The organism is Thiopseudomonas denitrificans, assembly GCF_002866065.1.
Taxonomy (GTDB): Bacteria; Pseudomonadota; Gammaproteobacteria; order Pseudomonadales; family Pseudomonadaceae; genus Thiopseudomonas; species Thiopseudomonas denitrificans.
The window spans coordinates 39,149-57,676 of sequence record NZ_LNJZ01000002.1 but is presented as its reverse complement, the minus strand read 5'-3'; the positions used below and the strand labels follow the sequence as shown (position 1 = coordinate 57,676).

General features: G+C 55.9%; 18 protein-coding genes. 6 read left to right on the top strand and 12 right to left on the bottom strand.

All coding sequences use genetic code 11. From position 1 onward, the window contains the following. Positions 1-78: 78 nt before the first annotated feature. Positions 79-3,141, bottom strand: a complete 3,063-nt coding sequence (locus AR306_RS00615; protein ID WP_101495614.1) for an efflux RND transporter permease subunit — start codon at positions 3,139-3,141, stop codon at positions 79-81. Between the two features lie 3 nt (positions 3,142-3,144). Further along, entirely contained in the window at positions 3,145-4,242 is a 1,098-nt protein-coding gene (locus AR306_RS00610; RefSeq protein ID WP_101495613.1) for an efflux RND transporter periplasmic adaptor subunit, read from the bottom strand. Between the two features lie 158 nt (positions 4,243-4,400). Here AR306_RS00610 and AR306_RS00605 point away from each other — a divergent pair, with 158 nt between their 5' ends. The 5 genes from AR306_RS00605 to AR306_RS00590 all read left to right on the top strand — a co-directional run bounded on the left by AR306_RS00605 (position 4,401) and on the right by AR306_RS00590 (position 8,080). Beyond that, a complete protein-coding gene (locus AR306_RS00605; protein WP_101495751.1) occupies positions 4,401-5,693 on the top strand; it encodes an NCS2 family permease in 1,293 nt (430 codons plus the stop codon). Positions 5,694-5,739: 46 nt separating this feature from the next. Then, positions 5,740-6,807, top strand: a complete 1,068-nt coding sequence (trmA, locus tag AR306_RS00600; RefSeq protein ID WP_101495750.1) for a tRNA (uridine(54)-C5)-methyltransferase TrmA — start codon at positions 5,740-5,742, stop codon at positions 6,805-6,807. 63 nt (positions 6,808-6,870) lie between these two features. Then, the gene (locus AR306_RS00595; RefSeq protein ID WP_101495612.1) at positions 6,871-7,542 is read left to right on the top strand and encodes a hypothetical protein; all 672 of its coding nucleotides are present in this window, start codon (positions 6,871-6,873) and stop codon (positions 7,540-7,542) included. A gap of 168 nt (positions 7,543-7,710) precedes the next feature. Continuing rightward, a complete protein-coding gene (locus AR306_RS13100) occupies positions 7,711-7,938 on the top strand; it encodes a hypothetical protein (protein WP_133539762.1) in 228 nt (75 codons plus the stop codon). After that, on the top strand, positions 7,922-8,080 hold the full coding sequence (locus tag AR306_RS00590; protein ID WP_206167932.1) for a helix-turn-helix domain-containing transcriptional regulator: 159 nt from the start codon (positions 7,922-7,924) through the stop codon (positions 8,078-8,080). Before AR306_RS13100 ends, AR306_RS00590 begins: the two co-directional genes overlap by 17 nt. Here the strand turns inward: AR306_RS00590 and AR306_RS00585 are convergent. From AR306_RS00585 to AR306_RS00560, 6 genes are all read right to left on the bottom strand, one after another. Beyond that, positions 8,077-8,382, bottom strand: a complete 306-nt coding sequence (locus tag AR306_RS00585; protein WP_101495611.1) for a type II toxin-antitoxin system RelE/ParE family toxin — start codon at positions 8,380-8,382, stop codon at positions 8,077-8,079. The two genes, AR306_RS00590 and AR306_RS00585, sit on opposite strands and share 4 nt — an antisense overlap. Then, positions 8,383-8,652, bottom strand: coding sequence for a type II toxin-antitoxin system Phd/YefM family antitoxin (locus AR306_RS00580; RefSeq protein ID WP_101495610.1), 270 nt, complete (start codon positions 8,650-8,652; stop codon positions 8,383-8,385). A 110-nt stretch (positions 8,653-8,762) separates the two neighbouring features. Further along, positions 8,763-9,521 (bottom strand): M48 family metallopeptidase, encoded by a 759-nt coding sequence (locus AR306_RS00575; RefSeq protein ID WP_240622444.1) that lies wholly within the window; start codon positions 9,519-9,521, stop codon positions 8,763-8,765. A 3-nt stretch (positions 9,522-9,524) separates the two neighbouring features. Continuing rightward, positions 9,525-12,803 (bottom strand): type I restriction endonuclease subunit R, encoded by a 3,279-nt coding sequence (locus tag AR306_RS00570; RefSeq protein WP_101495609.1) that lies wholly within the window; start codon positions 12,801-12,803, stop codon positions 9,525-9,527. Between the two features lie 114 nt (positions 12,804-12,917). Next, entirely contained in the window at positions 12,918-14,027 is a 1,110-nt protein-coding gene (locus AR306_RS00565) for a helix-turn-helix domain-containing protein (protein WP_101495608.1), read from the bottom strand. Continuing rightward, entirely contained in the window at positions 14,020-14,349 is a 330-nt protein-coding gene (locus tag AR306_RS00560) for a type II toxin-antitoxin system RelE/ParE family toxin (RefSeq protein ID WP_101495607.1), read from the bottom strand. The genes AR306_RS00565 and AR306_RS00560 overlap by 8 nt, the downstream gene beginning before the upstream one ends. Here AR306_RS00560 and AR306_RS13275 point away from each other — a divergent pair. Next, positions 14,348-14,494: a hypothetical protein gene (locus AR306_RS13275; protein ID WP_166627907.1), complete on the top strand. Its 147-nt coding sequence runs from the start codon at positions 14,348-14,350 to the stop codon at positions 14,492-14,494. The two genes, AR306_RS00560 and AR306_RS13275, sit on opposite strands and share 2 nt — an antisense overlap. A gap of 135 nt (positions 14,495-14,629) precedes the next feature. Here the strand turns inward: AR306_RS13275 and AR306_RS00555 are convergent, their stop codons facing one another. Genes AR306_RS00555 through AR306_RS00540 form a run of 4 tightly spaced genes read right to left on the bottom strand, consistent with a single transcriptional unit; the run spans position 14,630 to position 18,495 of the window. Continuing rightward, the gene (locus AR306_RS00555; protein WP_146002278.1) at positions 14,630-15,664 is read right to left on the bottom strand and encodes a virulence RhuM family protein; all 1,035 of its coding nucleotides are present in this window, start codon (positions 15,662-15,664) and stop codon (positions 14,630-14,632) included. After that, the gene (locus tag AR306_RS00550) at positions 15,664-16,887 is read right to left on the bottom strand and encodes a restriction endonuclease subunit S (protein ID WP_101495606.1); all 1,224 of its coding nucleotides are present in this window, start codon (positions 16,885-16,887) and stop codon (positions 15,664-15,666) included. Before AR306_RS00550 ends, AR306_RS00555 begins: the two co-directional genes overlap by 1 nt. Then, positions 16,874-17,749 (bottom strand): RhuM family protein, encoded by an 876-nt coding sequence (gene rhuM / locus AR306_RS00545; RefSeq protein WP_101495605.1) that lies wholly within the window; start codon positions 17,747-17,749, stop codon positions 16,874-16,876. Before rhuM ends, AR306_RS00550 begins: the two co-directional genes overlap by 14 nt. A gap of 2 nt (positions 17,750-17,751) precedes the next feature. After that, positions 17,752-18,495, bottom strand: a complete 744-nt coding sequence (locus AR306_RS00540; protein ID WP_101495604.1) for a Fic family protein — start codon at positions 18,493-18,495, stop codon at positions 17,752-17,754. Positions 18,496-18,528 lie beyond the last annotated feature (33 nt).

Here is an 18,528-nt window from a genome sequence, read left to right as displayed (position 1 = left end):
CAACTGTAGGTCCGGATTTATCCGGACAAAGCCAGGCAGCGCCGGGCGGCAGGGGTGCGTGTGCGAATGAATTCGCACCTACTCCTTGACGCGGAACCAGGCGGCATAGAGCGCCGGCAAGAACAGCAGGGTCAGCGCCGTGGCCACCACCAGCCCGCCCATGATGGCCACCGCCATCGGGCCGAAGAACACGCTGCGCGACAGCGGAATCATCGCCAGCACCGCCGCCATGGCAGTCAGCACGATCGGCCGGAAACGCCGTACCGTGGCGTCGATGATCGCCTGCCATTGTGTATGGCCGGCAGCGATGTCGGTTTCGATCTGGTCCACCAGAATCACCGAGTTGCGCATGATCATGCCCGACAGGGCAATGGTGCCCAGCATGGCGACAAACCCGAACGGTTTGCCGAACAACAGCAGAAACAGCGTCACACCGATCATGCCCAGCGGCGCGGTCAGCAGCACCATGAACATGCGCGAGAAACTGCGCAGCTGGATCATCAGCAGGGTCATCACCACCAGCAAGAACAGCGGCATGCCGGCGGCCACCGACTTGCTGCCGCGCTGGGAGTCTTCCACCGTGCCGCCCACCTCTAGCAGGTAGCCGGCCGGCAGGCTGGCCCGCACTGGCTCCAGTTGCGGCAGTATCTGCGCCGTCAGGTCCACAGCCTGCTGCCCGCCATAGACATCGGCACGCACGGTAATGGTGGGCAGGCGGTCGCGGTGCCAGATGATGCCTTCCTCAAAGCCGTACTCCAGTTCGGCCACCTGCGACAGCGGGATATGGGTACCCAGGGTGGTCGGAATCGACAGCTGCGCCAGATTGCCCAGTTGCTCGCGGTCGTCCGCCGAGCCACGCAACAGAATCTCGATCAACTCGTTGTCTTCACGATAATGACTGACCGGCGTACCCGACAGCGCCCCCTGCAGAAAGCGGGCGGCCTCGGCACTGCTGACACCCAGTGCGCGGGCACGGTCCTGGTCGATATTGAGCCGCACCACCTTGCTCGGCTCCTCCCAGTCCAGATGCACATTGCTCAGATGCGGGTTTTCACGCATCACCGCCGCCACCTCGCGGGCATGCCGGCGCACCACGTCAATATGCTCGCCAGAGACGCGAAACTGCACCGGATAGCCCACCGGCGGACCGTTTTCCAGACGCACCACCCGCCCGCGCAGGCTGGAATAGTCTGTATGCAGCAGCGCGATCAGCCGGCTGCGCACGGCCTCACGGGCCTCCAGGTCTTCAGTCAGCAGCACGAACTGGGCAAAACTGGTGGCCGGCAACTGCTGGTCCAGTGGCAGATAGAAGCGCGGCGAGCCGGTACCGACATAGGCCACATAGTTGACCAGCCCGTCCTGTCTGGCCAGTTCGGCCTCCAGCCGTTCAACCTGCTGCCGGGTCGCCTGCAGCGAGCTGCCTTCCGGCAACTTCAGGTCAATCAGCAGCTCGGGCCGGTTGGAATCCGGAAAGAACTGCTTGGGCACCAGGCTGAATCCGGCAATCGACACGACAAAGGCCGCCACCGTCAGCACAATGACTATCCAGCGATGACTGACGCACCAGGTAATCACCGCACGCACGCGCTGATAGAAGGGTGTGGCATAAGGGTCGTGTTCGCCCTTGGTACTGCCGTGCTTTTCCGCCATGATGCGCCCCAGATCAGGCAGCAGCTTGTCGCCCAGATAGGGCACGAACAACACGGCAGCAAACCAAGAAACCACCAGTGAAATCGCCACCACCTCGAAAATCGAACGGGTGTATTCGCCGACACTGGACTGGGCCGTGGCGATCGGCAAAAAACCGGCGGTGGTGATCAGGGTGCCGGTCAGCATCGGAAATGCCGTACTGGTCCAGGCGAAGCTGGCCGCGCGCAGACGGTTCCAGCCCTGTTCCATTTTGATCGCCATCATCTCCACCGCAATGATGGCGTCGTCCACCATCAGCGCCAGCGCCAGCACCAGTGCGCCCAGCGAGATACGGTGCAACCCGATGCCGAAGTAATGCATCAGGGCAAAGGTCAGTGCCAGCACCAGCGGAATGGAAAACGCCACCACCAGTCCGGTGCGCAAACCCAGCGAGAAAAAGCTCACCAGCAGCACGATCACCAGCGCCTCGATCAGCACGCGGACAAACTCGCCCACCCCCTCCTTTACTGCCGCCGGCTGGTCGGACACCTTGTGCAGCTCCATGCCCAGCGGCAGCTCGTTCTGCATGTCAGCCAGTGCGGTTTCAAGCGTGCGGCCCAGCATTAGAATGTCGCCGCCGGCTTTCATGGATACGGCAATACCCAGTGCATCCTGGCCCATAAAGCGCATGCCCGGTGCCGCCGGATCATTGAAGCCGCGATGGACATCCGCCACATCACCCAGGCGCAGGGTACGCTCGCCAATCCTGACCGGAAACTCGCGGATCTCCTCGACCGACTCGAAACGTCCGCTGACACGCAGCTGGATGCGGTCGCTGGCCGTTTCATAAAAACCGGTGCTGCTCACGGCGTTTTGCGCATCCAGCGCCTGCTGTACCTGGGGCAGCGACACGCCCAGGCTGGCCAGCCGGGCATTGGCAATCTCGATCCAGATTTTTTCATCCTGCAGGCCGACCAACTCGACCTTGCCCACATCCCTGATCCGTTGCAGCTGCAGCTGCAAACGCTCGGCATAGTCCTTGAGCACGGCATAGTCATAGCCAGTACCGGTCAGCGCATAGATATTGCCAAAGGTGGTACCGAATTCGTCATTGAAAAACGGCCCCTGCACTTCCCGTGGCAGGGTGTGGCGGATGTCAGCGATTTTCTTGCGGATCTGGTACCAGAGCTCGGGAATGTCCTTCGAGCGCATGCTGTCACGCGCGGCAAAGATCACCTGCGACTGGCCCGGGCGGGAAAACGAGGTAATTTTTTCGTACTCCCCGGTTTCCATCAGTTTTTTCTCGATACGCTCGGTGACCTGGCGCGACACCTCCTGCGCAGTTGCACCGGGCCAGCGGGTGTCAATCACCATCGCCTTGAAGGTGAAGGGCGGGTCCTCGCTCTGGCCCAGTTTGCCGTAGGACAGCGTCCCGGCCAGCATCACCACCAGCATGATGAACAGCACCAGCGGGCGGTTGCTCAACGCCCAGGCCGACAGGTTAAACTTCATGGCCTAGTCCTCACTGCCGGCCGCAACCGCGCGATTATCCGCATCCAGCCCCCGCACCTGCTGCCCGTCCTGCAACAGGTGAACTCCGGCGGCCACCAGCCAGTCGCCGGCCTGCACCCCATCATCAATCCGCACAAAACGCTCGTCAAAACTGGTCATCCGCACCTGCTGGCGCTGGACACGCCCGCTCTCCGGCAGGAAACGCCAGACAACCGCCTGCTCCCCCTCTCCGTCAATCGCCGACAGGGGCAGCAGCCAGGACGGACCGGCCGGCCCGCTGACATGCACCCGGGCGCTCTGGCCCAGCTCGACAATGGCATCCGCCAGGCTGACCCGGGCGCTATAGGTGCGCGAACGCGGATCGGCCACCTGCGCCAGTTCGCGAATCATGCCCGGCAGGCGCGTATCCGGCTGGTTGAGCAACGTCACCTCAACCGGCTGGCCAATGGAAAAAGCCGCATACGCCTGCTCGGGAACGCTGAACTCCACCTCGCGCGGGCCATCAGCCGCCAGCACAAACACCGGCTGACCAGCCGCCACCACCTGCCCGGCTTCGGCCAGAACCCGCGCAATGACGCCATCTTCCGGCGCCCGCAGATGGCTGTATTCCAGTTGGTTTTGAGCATTGGCGAGCGCCGCCTCTGCCTGCTGCAAGCGAGCCCGGGCGCTTTTCTCCGTCGTGCGCAGGCTGTCCAGTTGCGACTGGCTCAGCAGGCCGCGCTCATACAATGTCTGATAGCGTTGCAACTCGTCACGGGCCAGAGCAAGGCCGGCCTGCGCCTCCACCTGCTGCGCCTGCATCGCCTGCACCTGCAACCTCAGGTCGGCCGGATCGAGTTCGGCCAGCAGCTCGCCAGCCCTGACCCGTTGCCCCGTCTGCACGGTGCGCTGGATGATCTTGCCACTGACGCGAAAGGCCAGCTCCGGCTGGAAGCGTGCCAGCACCTCGCCCGGATAAATGCCCGAGCCCTCATGGGCCGGTTGCGGATGCACCACCAGTACGGGCCGTGGCGGCAATGCCTGCTCACCCGGCTGCTCACAACCCGCCAGCAGCACGGCAAGCAGCGCACCTGCCAGCAGGAAAATACCCTTGGGCTTCATTGTTCTTGTTCCTGTCAGTATTCATGCATTTTTATCGGCATCAGCATCGATACCTTATTTAAAAGGCAAGAATACCCCAGCTCGCCCACCCTGCCCACATGACTTTTCCGGCCACGGGCTGGTATCCTTGCGCCTTGTTTTTCACCGGTCCCAGCACAATGCTCGAACGCATCTTCCAGCTCCAGGCGCACGGCACCACGGTCCGTACCGAAATCATCGCCGGCATCACCACTTTCCTCACCATGGCCTACATCCTGTTCGTCAACCCGCCGATGCTGGCAGAAACGGGCATGGACATCGGCGCGGTCTTTGTCGCCACCTGCCTGGCCGGCGCCATCGGCTCGCTGATCATGGGCCTGCTGGCCAACTATCCCATCGCCCTGGCCCCCGGCATGGGCCTCAACGCCTTCTTTACCTACACCGTAGTACTGACCATGGGCTACAGCTGGCAGGTGGGGCTGGGTGCAGTATTTTTGTCGGGCCTGATCTTCTTTGCCATGTCGCTGTTCAAGGTGCGCGAATGGATCATCAACAGTATCCCGTTACCACTGCGCTCGGCCATCAGTGCCGGTATCGGCCTGTTTCTGGCGCTGATCGCGCTAAAAAACGCCGGCATCGTCGTTGGCAACGAAGCCACTCTGGTTGGCCTGGGTGACCTGAGCCAGCCCGGCCCGATCCTTGCCGTGCTCGGTTTCGCCGTGATTGTCGCGCTGGTCTACCGCAAGATCACCGGCGCGGTGATGATCGGCATCCTGCTGGTCACCGGCCTGTCCGTGCTGCTCGGACTGTCACAGCTGCAAGGCATCGTCAGCATGCCGCCCAGCCTGATGCCTACCCTGATGCAGCTGGACATTGCCGGCGCGCTGGACGTGGGTCTGGTCAGCGTGATCTTCGCTTTCCTGTTCGTCGACCTGTTTGACACCTCCGGCACATTGATCGGCGTGGCCCAGCGTGCCGGCCTGATGGATGACAAAGGCCAGATGCCCAAGCTGGGCAAGGCGCTGCTGGCCGACAGTACCGCCACCATGGCCGGTGCCTGCATGGGTACTTCCACCACCACCAGCTTTGTCGAGTCCGCTGCAGGTATTGCCGTCGGTGGCCGTACCGGCCTGACTGCCTGCGTGGTAGCCGGACTGTTTCTGCTCAGCCTGTTCTTCGCCCCGCTGGCGGCCACCATTCCCGCCTATGCCACCGCACCGGCGCTGTTCTTTGTCGCCGTGCTGATGACCGAAGGTCTGGCCCGCATCGACTGGGAAGACCTGACCGTATCCGCCCCGGTGGTGGTCGCCGCGCTGACCATGCCGCTGACCTTCTCCATCGCCAACGGCATCGCCTTCGGCTTCATCAGCTGGACCGCCATCAAGCTGCTGGCCGGCCGCTACCGCGACCTCAACCCGGCGCTGTGGATATTGTCGATCCTGTTTGTCGTCAAACTCGGCTTCTTCCCCTGACCGTCACGGAGTAATGACTGCCATGCCTTCCAGCACCGATTATTCCATGGACGCCTACAACGCCCAGTTGCAGGCCAAGCAGCAGCGCCTGCAACAGCTGCTGGCTCCATTTACCGAGCTACAGCCGGAAGTATTCGCCTCGGCCCCGCAGCACTTCCGCCTGCGCGCCGAGTTTCGCATCTGGTTTGACAACGGCATCGGCCACTACGCCATGTTCAACCCTGGCGACAAGCGCACGCCGATCCTGATGGAGCAACTGCCAATTGCCAGCCAGCTGATCAACCAGCTGATGCCCAAACTCAAAGCCGCATGGCAAGCCAACAGCGAACTGTCACACCGGCTGTTTCAGGTCGAGTTTTTAACCACATTATCCGGCGAGGCACTGATTACCCTGTGCTACCACCGCCCGCTGGGCGACGAATGGCTGGCCGCTGCGCAACCCGTAGCCGAGCAACTGGGCGTGCAACTGATTGGCCGTTCACGGGGCAAACGCCTGGTACTGGATAAAGATTATGTAACCGAGCGACTCACTGTGGCAGGTCGCGAATACAGCTACCGCCAGCCCGAAGGTGCCTTCACCCAGCCCAACGGCGGCGTATGCCAACACATGCTGAACTGGGCTTATGAAGCATTAGGCCAGCAAAGCGACGACCTGCTGGAACTCTACTGCGGCAACGGCAACTTCACTTTGCCGCTGTCCACCCGCGTACGCAAAGTACTGGCCACCGAGATCAGCAAAACCTCGGTCAATGCGGCACTGGCCAATCTGGACGACAACAGCATCAGCAACATCGAACTGGTACGCCTGTCCGCCGAAGAGCTGACCCAGGCACTCAACGGCGTGCGTGAATTCCGCCGTTTGGCGAGTATCGAGCTAGATGACTACCAGTTCGGCACCGTATTTGTAGACCCACCTCGTGCCGGAATGGACCCAGATACCTGTGAGCTGGTACGCCGCTTTGACCGGATTTTGTATATCTCCTGCAACCCGGAGACGCTGGCCGAGAATATCCGCCAGCTAAGTGATACCCACCGCATTACCCGCTGCGCGCTGTTTGACCAGTTTCCGTGGACGGAGCATATTGAGGCGGGGGTGGTGTTGGAGCGGGTTTAATAAATACTGATTACAGGCTGCACAGCCAGCACACTGATATTCGAAATAACTGGAGGTAAGTCTATGGGAATGCATGACAGGGATTGGTACAAGGAAAGATACAAAAAAACCAACCAGCAAAATAACCCGGGCCGCGCTTGGTCAAATAGTGAAAAAAACCAATGGCAAAGCAAGCTGGATGCAGCTAACAGAAAGAACAAGACTGGAAAGCTGGCAAAAAATATAGCCCTGTTTTTAGTTCTATCTTTTGCGAGCGCCATGGCAATCAAGGTCACTCTTGGCAAAGAAGACCTTAGCGTGCAAAGCTTTCTGGAAACCCTTGGTCTGGGCAAGCTGTTAAGCACCGCTCCAAACGGAAGTGCTTGGCCTGAAAAAACCGGTTATCTGCCCGGACAGCCAGTGTTAGCTACCGAAGGTCGCGGCAGCATAACCATAGATAATAGAAACGGAAAACAAGACGCCTATGTACAGCTGTTACAAAGTGACAGTCCGGTTCGCCAAATCTATGTACGCCGCAATGATTCATTCGAGTTAACAGCCGTCACACCTGGCACTTATCAGCTCAAAGTTTTAGAAATTCAGTCCGGCCAGGCTTATAAAGTGGTTGAGCCAATCACCCTTGGCATAAACCGGTCAGCCAACTCAATCTCTTGGGACAACAAAACCATTCGGTTACAGGCTGAGTCAGGCAACCTAAGCCGTGAGCGCATTCCTAAATCGCAGATGCGTCACTAGCGCAGAATGTGCGTCAAACCTAAATTAGCTCTGACATACCCAAAAGCGGTAAAGAAATACCCGACAAACTCATGGAAGCCCACCGGCTTTTAGGAGCAAGTTTTCGCAGTTTCACCACAGCGCAAATAACAGAAAACATTCAGGCAGGTCTGCTAAGAGATGTGCCCAATGACTGATGAACGCTTACAAAGAATGCAAAATATGGCCGAACGATTCAGCCATAACGGCTCGGTTGATCAAATCACCCTGCGCCAGATCGAGGCGCTTTCGGCTGGACTGGAACCCGAAAACATGACCGCCGAACGTATCAAGCAAATACGCCAAAAAGAGCGCATTAGCCAAGGCAATTGGCCTGGCGAAAACACTGGAGGATTAAATCATGGTCAAAATTGCTGACCTACCAAGCTTTGACGCAGCGGACTATCTGGATAGCGAGGAAGCCATCACCACCTACCTGAACGCCATACTGGAAGAAAACGACGATGCCCTGCTGGCCGAGGCACTGGGCGACATTTCCAAGGCGCGAGGCATTAATTAAATATCGCCAGCACTGTCTGGAAGCTCCAACGTCCTCTCGCTGCGCCATACCCGAACCAGCACAACCTCGCCAGCCTGCCTCAGATAAACAACCCGAAAGGGTGAATGGATCAGTTCACGAATGTGCTTAACACCAAACTCGGGAACCATCCGGCCAGCATCCGGGTGAGACACCAGCATTTCAGCCTGCTCAAGAATAGCCACCGCATAGGCTTGGCCGATATGCGCAGCGCCTTGCTCAAAGTAATACTGCTGAATGGCTTGCAAATCCTCAAGCGCAGACTGCGCCAGACGTAGCTCCATTTAACTGAGACCCAACGCTTGCCTGGCTTCAGCCAAAGACACAGTGTTACCCTCACGCACATCGGACAGCCCCCGAGCCACCGCCTTGACGAATTTCAGCTCCTCGGCGGCCCGCTCAAAATCCTCAAGCCCCTGAACAACCGCCACTCCCCGGCCACGGCTGGTCAGCAAAATTGGACGACGCGTCTCCTGCGTTCGATTGACCACCTTTCCTGGATTGATTTTCAGATCAGAAAGAGGAACTACATCTTCAGAAAACTTGACCTGCATATCATCGGCTCCATAACAAAACAGACCATTTAATAGCACCTGTTAACCGGTACGGTCAAGATGATTCACTGACGATAGAAATGTGACAAATTTCTTTTTCAGTCGCTTAGCTAAATCTGTGTCGATAGTATCCGGCTTGCCATCCCATCCAGCCGCTCCTTTACTGGCTCCCAGCCGGGCATGACCTGTCCCAATAGACGGTAAAATTGTTCACTATGGTTGTGCTCGGCCAAGTGGCATAGCTCATGCAAAATCACATAGTCGATGCAGTCTCGGGGAGCTTTGACCAAGTTGGGATTGAGAGTTATGCGGCCATTGGGCGAGCAGCTGCCCCACTGTGTTCGCATGGCCAGCAAGCGCAGTGGCGGTTTTTTATCGACCCAAAGTGCCTGTTCCAGCAGCACTTCCAGTCGGCGAGCAAAGACTTCACGGGCACGCTCCTTGTACCAATCAGCCAGCAGTTTTTTAACCCGTTCGGTATCACGGCTGCGCACAAAGACTTCCAGCTTGCCACGTAACAGCTTTACGCCTTGCTGCTGATTGGGTTCAACATTTACTTTCAGCAGATACTGCTTGCCCAGGTACAGGTGGCTTTCACCACTGATGTACTGGCGTGGGGTGATGTGTTCTTGCTGCTGGCGAAACTCGCGCAGTTGCTGGTAAATCCAGCGCCCACGCTGCTTGACGGCAGCCAGGACCTCTTCGTTATTTGCATCCTGCGGAGCGGACACCACCACACGGCAATCCGGGTGTACCTTGATCAGCACCCTGTCGCTGGTTTTCCTTCGTGGCACACGCTCAAAGGCAATACGCTCGTCACCATAGACAAAGCTCAGCGGCGGCTGGTCTGGATCGCACAGAGCACGCACGGTTTACACCCCGCTCAAGCCAACACGGGTAATTTGTACTACTGTCTCGACGATTTTCTTCGCTTGCTCCATACCTGCACCTATCGCCTTGCACTCTCTGAACAGCATGGGCAGCAACTGCTTGCGGATATCGGCCTCGATGTTTTGCGGATTGATCGAGTTTTCAGCCACGGCCTGATCGACAATCTGGTCGATGGCAAAGGCCAGCTTGACCCACTTGTTGACCACCTGCTCGTCGGTAACAGCAAACACCTCGGGTAGCTGCTTCTTGAACACGCCAAAGTACGCCTGTGCATGGTGATTACCATCAAAAGCATCGGGAATATCATCCAGGCGACGCTGCTGTACCTGTTGTTCAAACTCATGAAACAGCATGTACTGCTTGAGCGGATGCTCGAACAACTTTTCTGCCTCTGCAATCGCCTGGCGCAGCAGCTTGGAGAAAGCCTCCTGAGCGTAGGGATCGTCGCGCAACTCCTGCTCAATGGTGCGGGCGATGCGGGTTTTGATGATGTCGGTTTCGTTGCGGGTTTTATCCTCGCTCCAGTCTTCGGGCTTTTGCTGCTGGCCCATCTTGCCGACCTCATACACACCGCTGGAATCTTTCACATCCACGCCGACCACATGCTTGTCGAGCAGCTTTTTCACCTGGCTGGCGTATTCGTCGTAGTCGATTTTCTCACCGGCATCCCGTTGCACCAGTTGGCGCAGGCTGGACAATTGCTTGACGGTTTCCTTGTAATGGCGGCGATCCTGCTCGCTAAAGGCGGTATCTTCAAAGAAAGTGGCTGATTGCAGCGCCACTTTCAGACAACTGGAAAAAGCGGTCAGAGCTTCGTAAAAGTCCTCACGGATTTTTAAATGCACATCCACCAGCTCACCGCTTCTGTCTTCCATACGGGGCACCAGCGCCTGACGCAGTTGCTCGATGTCGTTGCGGTTTTTCACCCCGTCAAAAATTGCCCACAGTTGTTTATACAGATGCGGCAGGCGCTTGTACTCGGTGCTCATCTGGCTATACAGGCCATCAATGTCGCTGAGGTCGTAGCCGCCCTGGGTGCGCGAAGCCAAATCCTGATATTTCTGGATGGTGGTATCCAGCTCAGCCAGAATGCCACGATAGTCGATCAGCAAGCCAAACTTCTTCTGCGGGTGCAGGCGGTTGACCCGGGCAATGGCTTGAATCAGGTTGTGCTGCTTAAGCGGCTTGTCGATGTAGAGCACGGTATTTTTCGGCTCGTCAAAACCGGTCAACAGCTTGTCCACCACAATCAGCAGCTTGAGCGCCGGGTCTTTGTCGAAACGCTCCACCACCGCCTTGGTGTACGCCTGCTCGTCCTGATTACCGATGTTGTCCTTCCACCAGCGGGTGACTTCCGGCATGGCCGACTCATCCACGGCGGTATTGCCCTCACGGGTATCCGGCGGGCTCATCACCACGGCAGATTCAAATAGCCCTGCCTCATCCAGATACTTTTTGTATTTGATAGCCGACTGCTTGCTGTCACAGGCCAGCTGACCTTTCAGCCCCTCATCAATGTTCTTCACAAAGTGATTGGCGATATCCAGCGCAATCAGGCGGATACGGTCATCGGCGGCATAGACTTGTCCCTTGCGAGCAAACTTGCGCTTGAGATCGGTTCTTTGCTCGTCTGACAGTCCTTCAGTAATGCGCTCAAACCAGCTATCGATAGCACGCTCGTTCACATCCAGATCGGGGATGCGCTCTTCGTACAGCAACGGCGTTACCGTGCCGTCAGACACCGCCCTCTGCATGGTGTAGGCATGCACGATGGGGCCAAACTTGTTGGTGGTTTTGTCATCCTGCAACAAGGGCGTGCCAGTAAAGGCAACAAAGGAAGCATTGGGCAGCGCCTGACGCATGCGGATATGGTTTTCCCCGCCCTGGCTGCGGTGACCTTCGTCAATCAGCACAATGATGTCGGCGCTGTCGTTGTGGCACTCAGACATTCTAGTGGCAGTGTTGAACTTCTGGATCAGCGAGAACACGATACGCTCATTGCCCCGGCCAATCTGTTCGGCCAGCCGTGTGCCGGAGGTGGCCATGGCCGCTTCCTTGTCCTTTTTGCCAGCCAGCTCACCGCCAGAGGCAAAGGTTTTGCTCAACTGGCTTTCCAGATCCACCCGGTCGGTAATCACCAGCAAGCGGCACTGTTTGAGGCTGTCATGCAGAATCAGCGCCTTGCTTAAAAACACCATGGTGAAGCTCTTGCCGGAGCCGGTGGTATGCCAGATCACACCACCTTCGCGGCCACCATCGGCGCGGCGGGTATTGATGCGCTCAATCAGCCGCTTGATGCCGAACACCTGCTGATACCGGGCAGCAATCTTGCCAACTTTCTGGTCATGCAGAACAAAGAAGCGGGTCATTTCAAGCAATCGCTCTGGGCTGAGCAGGCTGATTAACACTTTGTCCTGACCAGACACTGCCAGTTGTCCACCAGCCAGCAGGCTGTCATACCAGCGTCGGTCAGCAGCGGGGCGATGACCAAACAGGGCATCCAGCACGGCAGCCGACAGTTTGCCATTCTTGATGGCGTGCATTTGCGCATCAGAAATATCTTCTTCTTGCCAGGCAGCCCAGAATTTGGCCGGTGTCTCGCAGGTACCGTAACGGGCATCGGTGCCGTTGATCGACAGCAGCAACTGGCTATAGGCAAAGAGCTGCGGGATTTCATCATGACGCTGGTTACGCAGGCACTGAGAAATACCCTCGTCAATCGTTGGCCCCTTGTTGACGTTGGCATCCGGGCGTTTGGCCTCGATCACCACCAGCGGAATGCCATTCACAAAACAGACAATATCCGGCCTGCGGCTATCCACACCGCCAGCACGGGTAACGCTGAACTCTTCGGTAAAGACAAAGCTATTGTTGGCCGGGTTGTCCCAGTCAATCAGTGCAATGGTTGCGCTGGTTCTCTTGCCATCGACAAACTCGGTCACTGCAATGCCGTACAGCAGGTGGTTATACAGCCGCTCGTTGGCGCGTTGCAGTCCTTCATTTAACGCCGGACTGCACACCTCGGCAATCAGGTTGTCGATGGACTTGGTCGACAGCGGATACTCGCCACCGGCAAACTGAAAGCGACGCTTGCCCAGTTGCTCCCGCAGTACCTCCCGCAATACCACCTGATCCATGCGTCCACCACGAGCGGCCAGCGCCTGTACCGGCGGCATAAACTGCCAGCCCAGATTGGCCAGCAGAGTCAGTGCGGGTAGCTTGGCGCTGTATTCTTCCTGGAATTTGGGGAGGGTGTGCATGGGGTTATTCCTTATGGGTTTTCAGCCAGGCTTTGCCTTATTCGGTGATGACATAGGTTTGCTGCCGGTAATTGATCACTTCGGGGTAAAGGTAGTTGAACAGGCAACCTACGCTCACTCCCACTCATAAGTGGTTTTCAACCCATTCAGCTGTCTGAAATCCATTAACCCTTCGTGTTGCAAACGACCAACCACAATACCGGGATGAATTTGAGTTTTTTTTGCAAAGCTTAAAATATCAGCACGGCTTTTTAAGAGTCTGAGCTCAGGCTCATACTGAACCGGTATCAGATAATGAGCTGCCCACAGATTGGCCTCATGTTCTTGCTCGTTATCCGAGCGCCCGGCGCCCGGATCATCCAGAAAAATCGCTTGTTTGCCTTTGCCTGCTTCTGCATGAAGTAGCAGGTGAGCTGCTTCGTGAAAAAAAGTGAACCAGAATTTGTCGTTGGTTTTTCCATACAGTGACAGCTGAATCAAAGGCTTGCTGGGGTTTAGCCAGCGAGCCACACCGCTTACTCTAGCTTTTGGAATGGCAGGAACCAATGCCAGACACACTCCCGCCTGAGTCAGCAGAGCCTTCATTTGCGGTATAAATTCATCCGGTTTCAGCAGCGTCATGGAACGGATTTGCTCTAGAGCCAACTCAAATTTGCGTTTGTTGTATTTAGGCAGCTCAAGGCGTTCCGCTGTTTGCTCACCCAGGCGTAGCCAAGCCGAAACAGCACCTACATCAGCACTCAAGGTTTGGCTGCGACGAAATGAAAACTCCATGCCCGCATAGTGGGCCTGCCACTCGCCCGGACTGGCAATGCCGAAAAAACGCAAGCAGTGCTCCACTATGGCGGGTTTGTTTTTTGCCACATTCCGCAGTTTCGGGATGGCTTCAATTTTCATCAGTTCGAGGACCGGCAGCTGCTCCAGCCAGTCCGACCAGGCATGATAATTGCGTTCGGCTTCCAGTCGGGCATTGTGACGCTGATAGTGAGCCTCCCTGTTCATCCAGAACTCAACACTTCCGCCCAACACCCGCTCCAGACGCGCAGCAGCATCCAGCGTCAGGCTGACCTTGCCATTAACCAGCAGGCTTAAGTGTTTGTCACTGTAGCCCAGCCGTTTGGCCAGCTCGCTCTGCGTCCAGCTTTTCTCCTCGGCCAGATCAAGAATGGTTTCGCCGGGCGGAGAGGCCCAGTCAGGCTTAAACTCTGCGATAGCATCAACCATGATAATCACCAATAAATTCGATACAGACTATTGTGACGGCGTACCAGTGGATGCTGCCGTCCTGTTGCAAGGGCGCGGGATCATTGGCAGCGCTAAAAACCAAACGATACCCGCCTGCCAAATTGAGGGCGAATTGCCCGCTCCTGTCGCCTTTTAGCGGGTGCGGGTTGCCTGCTGCGAGGTCACCAACTCGACGTGCTGCCTCCAGATCTGCCAGCCTTGCCCTTAGCTTTCTGGCGCAATCCGTGCCGAGTTTCTTTTCTGCTTCCTTGCGGCTTTCACAAAGCTGCTGCCATTTCTTGCTGGCGTAGAGGATTTCCATGGCTGACTATCTTATCTATTTTTACCACTTTGGTAAATTTATTTTCACCCGGATGGTTCCGGCACAGAACGCAGCTTGTGTAGAGCAGATGCACATTCTGATCTTTCAGCTTGGTCAGCAGCACCAAGCTGTGGTGCCAATGTAATTGTGCAACAGCCTGTTGCAGCATTGGGATTGGGTGGTTTGTGCAGTTTGGGTGTAACTGGCAATAGTCCAACAGCTTGTTGGACTATTGCAGTGCTGCTTTGACATCCGGCTTCGGCAAAGATGGTGACAACAGCTACTTTTTGTCAGCACGAGTACTTTGCCAGCCAAGCAAAACAGAAATATCCTGCTCGCCCTGCTGCTCTTTGAGCTGTCTTTGCAAGCTGGAGTATTGCTCATATTCTCCCTGTGCCTTTTTATCGGCCTGCTGCTTGCTGATGCTTCCGGCACCATCCAGCACATCACGGTCGTTGAACTCCAAAAACTGCTCGAGTTTAAGCTGCCAGTCCCGCAGGAAAATTTGCTTACGGCGTTTGGCCTGATCTTCAGCAAAATCAAGCCACATGCTGACAACTCGGTTGAGCTCATCAATTTCCAGCTCACTCAAATAGTTTTTGGCGATGGTGACATCTGCCTTTCTCACCTCATCGCCTCTGAAACTGGTCAGCCCCATATGGGGTTGCGCAGCATCTGCCCGGCTATAAATCAGCTCGGCAGCAGTCTGCCCCGTGCAGGCAAAGTGCAGCTTGTTCTGGATAATCTGAAAAAAAACAGTGGTCTCTTTAAAGCTGGGCTCATAGTCCGCAGCCAGCGCGAAAATTTCACGCACCCGCAGGTACATGCGGCGTTCGCTGGCCCTGATGTCGCGAATCCGCTCCAGCAGTTCATCAAAGCGGTCAGGAACCACTGAGGGGCCAACGGGCGGGTTTTTCAGGCGCTCGTCATCCATGACAAAGCCTTTAATCAAATACTCCTCAAGAGCCTGGGTCGCCCACCTACGAAACTGGGTGCCACGCACTGAGCGCACGCGATAACCCACGGCCAGCACCAGCGGCAGACTGAAATACTGCACGCTATAGTTTTTGCCATCTGCGGCAGTTGTTCGGTAAAACCGAACAACTGAATCTTCACTTTGCTCGCCTTCGGCAAAGATGTTTTTAACGTGTTCGCTGATGGTGGCTTTGGCTTTGCCGTAGAGCTCACACATCATGGCTTGTGATAGCCACAGGGTGTCGCCTTCGAAACGGCATTCGATATGCACTTTGCCGTCCTCGGACGAAAACATTACCAGCTCGCCTGCTGGTGCCTGAGTCAGGCTGTTGTCTGTCATCAGGCTACCTCCTCAACCTTGACCCTGCGTTTGCCGGTTAGCAGCTGCTGCATCAGGGCTTTTTTCTCTTGTTTTAGTTGGTCGAGTTTTTGTTGTAGCCGGGTGATTTCATTGTCGGCGGTGGTGAGGACGGTGGCGATTTTTTGTTGTTCTTGAAGCTCAGGACAAAGCAGCTTCACATTCTCAAAGTCTTTTTTCGATATTTCAAGAAAGGTTGAGCCCGACGCTTTGCGAACAAACTCTTTTATATTATTTAAAAGCAAGTAATAAATAAAGTTAACATCAAAGCCTTTACCAGGAACAATGTTTTTAAAGCCTTGATTGGTACAGATTTCAGATGTTGAAATTGCAAGCGCACCAATAGTTGCTCGTGTGCAGACCATGAGGCTACCTGCTGGCAATAATTTTGCGGAGCTATTTTTCACACCTTCACTGCTGATCTTTCTTGCTGTTTCTTCGACAAAACGAGATTTCAATGCAGTTACATCAGTTGGTGTAAGCCAGTTTATACTTCCATCCCAATATTCAGCACTATTAGTGTCTGGAGTGCCGCCTGAAAGCACCTTGCCCATTTGAGATATGGTTTTGAATTCCCATTCTCCACTAAACCTTTGCCCATTGTCATCCAGTAGGCGCGGCTTGGAGGGATGAGCGCCGGTGAGCAGTTGTTGCATCAGGGCTTTTTTCTGCTGCTGGCTGTTGGCGAGCAGTTGCTCGGTGGTGGTGATGGCTTTGTCCCAGGCAGACAGGATTTGGACGATTTTTTGTTGTTCCTTCAAGGGGGGGACTAAAACAGGAATACTTTCACAGTTGGATTTATTTAAGTACGGTATTGTTGTTTTCGAGGCTCGGGCAAGCATATATTGCTGCTGGGTAGACAACCAATATGCTAGAAACTCGGTAGTTATTTTTAGCTTCGGAACAAAAGCATGAAGCTGCTGATTTAACATTACTGGCTCAGAGTTAATTGCTACTAATCCTAGATCGCCAACAGCAGCCATAATGACAGAGTCCACAGGGACAAGCTTTCCGCCGCACTCTTGCATTTCAGCTTTTGATACAAATAGCTCTTGCTCTTTTGTTGGGATATAGCGTGCAGTAATATCAGGCGTTGTTACCCAAGGAATCTCACCTGTAAATGATTTAGGCTTGTTTCTGCCGGGTACTATTGAGATGCATAGACTCCCAGTTGTTTCCTTGATCCACCCCTCAGGCACCTGCATAACCACTCTCCTTAATCAAATCAGTTAATTCTGTATCCGCACCACTATCTGCCTCTGCCGGCACCGCATAACTGGCCGCCTGATCCTCCAGAAAACGGTCAAAGTCACTGGCATACAGCTGATCCTGCACCACGCGGTATTTTTCAAACTCGGTTTCGGCGTGCAGTTTGGCCTGTTCGTGGGAGATTTTGCCGGAGCCGGTGAGGATTTCATTGCCGTTAAACTCCAGAAAACCGTCCAGCCGTGTGGCCCAGTCGGCCATGCTCATGGGGATTTTGCGCTGGGCTTGCAGCTCGCCAAAGTCGAGATACAGGCTGACGATGCGTTCCAGATAGTCCAGCTCGTCTTTGCTCAGGTAGTTTTTGGCAATGCTGACATCGGTTTTGATGATTTTGCCCTGGGGTGCGCCCTGCCAGTGGGTGAGTCCCATATTGGGCTGGCTGGCATCGGCGCGGGCCACAATCAGTTCGGCGGCGGTGTGGCGATGTACCGCCCAGTGCAGTTTGTTTTGCACCAGGGCGAAAAAGTCGCGGGTGGTGGGTGCGCTGCGGTCGTAGTCAAAGGCGGTGGCGTGCAGGTTGTAATGCTTGGTGCGGTAGGTTTTGCCGTCGGCGGCAGTTATCCGAAAATCCTGGATAACTGAATTTTCGATCAGCTCGCCATCGGCAAAGATGCTTTTCAGGTGGTAGTTGATGGTGCGTACATCCACGTCATAGAGCACGGCCATCATTTTTTGCGTCAGCCAGATGTTTTCATTCTCGTAGCGCATTTCCACGCTGGTTTGCTGATCACCGGAGGCGGCGACGTAGGTCAGATACTCCGCTGCCGACGAACGGCTGATGCCGGGGGTTTGTTTAGTCATGCCTACTCCTTGATTCCTAACGCAAACCAATAGGGCGCAAAGCTCTGCTCCACGCAGTCCGCGACCAGCCGGATAAAGGGCTGGTAATCCTGTTGGCAAAACGCCTGATCCAGTGCTTCGTAGTAGGCCAGCCGCTGTTCAACCTGAATGATGGTGGCGGGAAAGCCGGCCTTCATCAGCTCCAGGTTCATCAACAAGCGGGCGGTTCGCCCATTGCCGTCGATAAAGGGGTGGATTTTGACAAATTCGCCATGCACGCGGGCGGCACGTTCTACGGGGTGCAGTTTCGCGGCATCTTGTTGGCACCAGTGAATAAATGCCTGCATGTGTTCAGGTACTAGCAAGGCATCGGGCGGGCGGTGGTCGGCACCTGCAATCATCACGTTCTGCTGGCGATAGCGCCCGGCATTGTCGGCATCAATGTTTTTTAGCACCAGTTGGTGCAGGGATTTAATCGTCCATTCGTCGAGCGGCTGCTGTGTCTGCACCAGTTCTTCGACCAGCAAAATGGCATCCCTATGGTTGATGGCCTCAAAGTGCTCGCGCAGGGTCTTGCCGCCGACAGTGATGCCTTCCAGCGCCACTTTGGTCTCTTTAAGCGTAAGCGTGTTTCCCTCAATGGCATTGCTATGGTAAGTCCAGTTCAGCAGCAGGTTTTCATGCAGGTTCGCCACCACCGCTTTGGGCAGGGGGCGGTGTGCGTCTAGCCGGGCCTTGAGTTGGTCGAGTTGTGCAAAAAGAGGCATGGGCTAGTCCTTGAGTGTGAGAGTAAGCAGCTC

What these genes read in the sequence shown, in the direction of transcription:
- AR306_RS00615 (WP_101495614.1), bottom strand. Translation starts at nt 3,141, where the DNA reads ATGAAGTTTAACCTGTCGGCCTGGGCGTTGAGCAACCGCCCGCTGGTG.
- AR306_RS00610 (WP_101495613.1), bottom strand. Translation starts at nt 4,242, where the DNA reads ATGAAGCCCAAGGGTATTTTCCTGCTGGCAGGTGCGCTGCTTGCCGTG.
- AR306_RS00605 (WP_101495751.1), top strand. Translation starts at nt 4,401, where the DNA reads ATGCTCGAACGCATCTTCCAGCTCCAGGCGCACGGCACCACGGTCCGT.
- trmA (WP_101495750.1), top strand. Translation starts at nt 5,740, where the DNA reads ATGGACGCCTACAACGCCCAGTTGCAGGCCAAGCAGCAGCGCCTGCAA.
- AR306_RS00595 (WP_101495612.1), top strand. Translation starts at nt 6,871, where the DNA reads ATGGGAATGCATGACAGGGATTGGTACAAGGAAAGATACAAAAAAACC.
- AR306_RS13100 (WP_133539762.1), top strand. Translation starts at nt 7,711, where the DNA reads ATGACTGATGAACGCTTACAAAGAATGCAAAATATGGCCGAACGATTC.
- AR306_RS00590 (WP_206167932.1), top strand. Translation starts at nt 7,922, where the DNA reads ATGGTCAAAATTGCTGACCTACCAAGCTTTGACGCAGCGGACTATCTG.
- AR306_RS00585 (WP_101495611.1), bottom strand. Translation starts at nt 8,382, where the DNA reads ATGGAGCTACGTCTGGCGCAGTCTGCGCTTGAGGATTTGCAAGCCATT.
- AR306_RS00580 (WP_101495610.1), bottom strand. Translation starts at nt 8,652, where the DNA reads ATGCAGGTCAAGTTTTCTGAAGATGTAGTTCCTCTTTCTGATCTGAAA.
- AR306_RS00570 (WP_101495609.1), bottom strand. Translation starts at nt 12,803, where the DNA reads ATGCACACCCTCCCCAAATTCCAGGAAGAATACAGCGCCAAGCTACCC.
- AR306_RS00565 (WP_101495608.1), bottom strand. Translation starts at nt 14,027, where the DNA reads ATGGTTGATGCTATCGCAGAGTTTAAGCCTGACTGGGCCTCTCCGCCC.
- AR306_RS13275 (WP_166627907.1), top strand. Translation starts at nt 14,348, where the DNA reads ATGGCTGACTATCTTATCTATTTTTACCACTTTGGTAAATTTATTTTC.
- AR306_RS00560 (WP_101495607.1), bottom strand. Translation starts at nt 14,349, where the DNA reads ATGGAAATCCTCTACGCCAGCAAGAAATGGCAGCAGCTTTGTGAAAGC.
- AR306_RS00555 (WP_146002278.1), bottom strand. Translation starts at nt 15,664, where the DNA reads ATGACAGACAACAGCCTGACTCAGGCACCAGCAGGCGAGCTGGTAATG.
- AR306_RS00550 (WP_101495606.1), bottom strand. Translation starts at nt 16,887, where the DNA reads ATGCAGGTGCCTGAGGGGTGGATCAAGGAAACAACTGGGAGTCTATGC.
- rhuM (WP_101495605.1), bottom strand. Translation starts at nt 17,749, where the DNA reads ATGACTAAACAAACCCCCGGCATCAGCCGTTCGTCGGCAGCGGAGTAT.
- AR306_RS00540 (WP_101495604.1), bottom strand. Translation starts at nt 18,495, where the DNA reads ATGCCTCTTTTTGCACAACTCGACCAACTCAAGGCCCGGCTAGACGCA.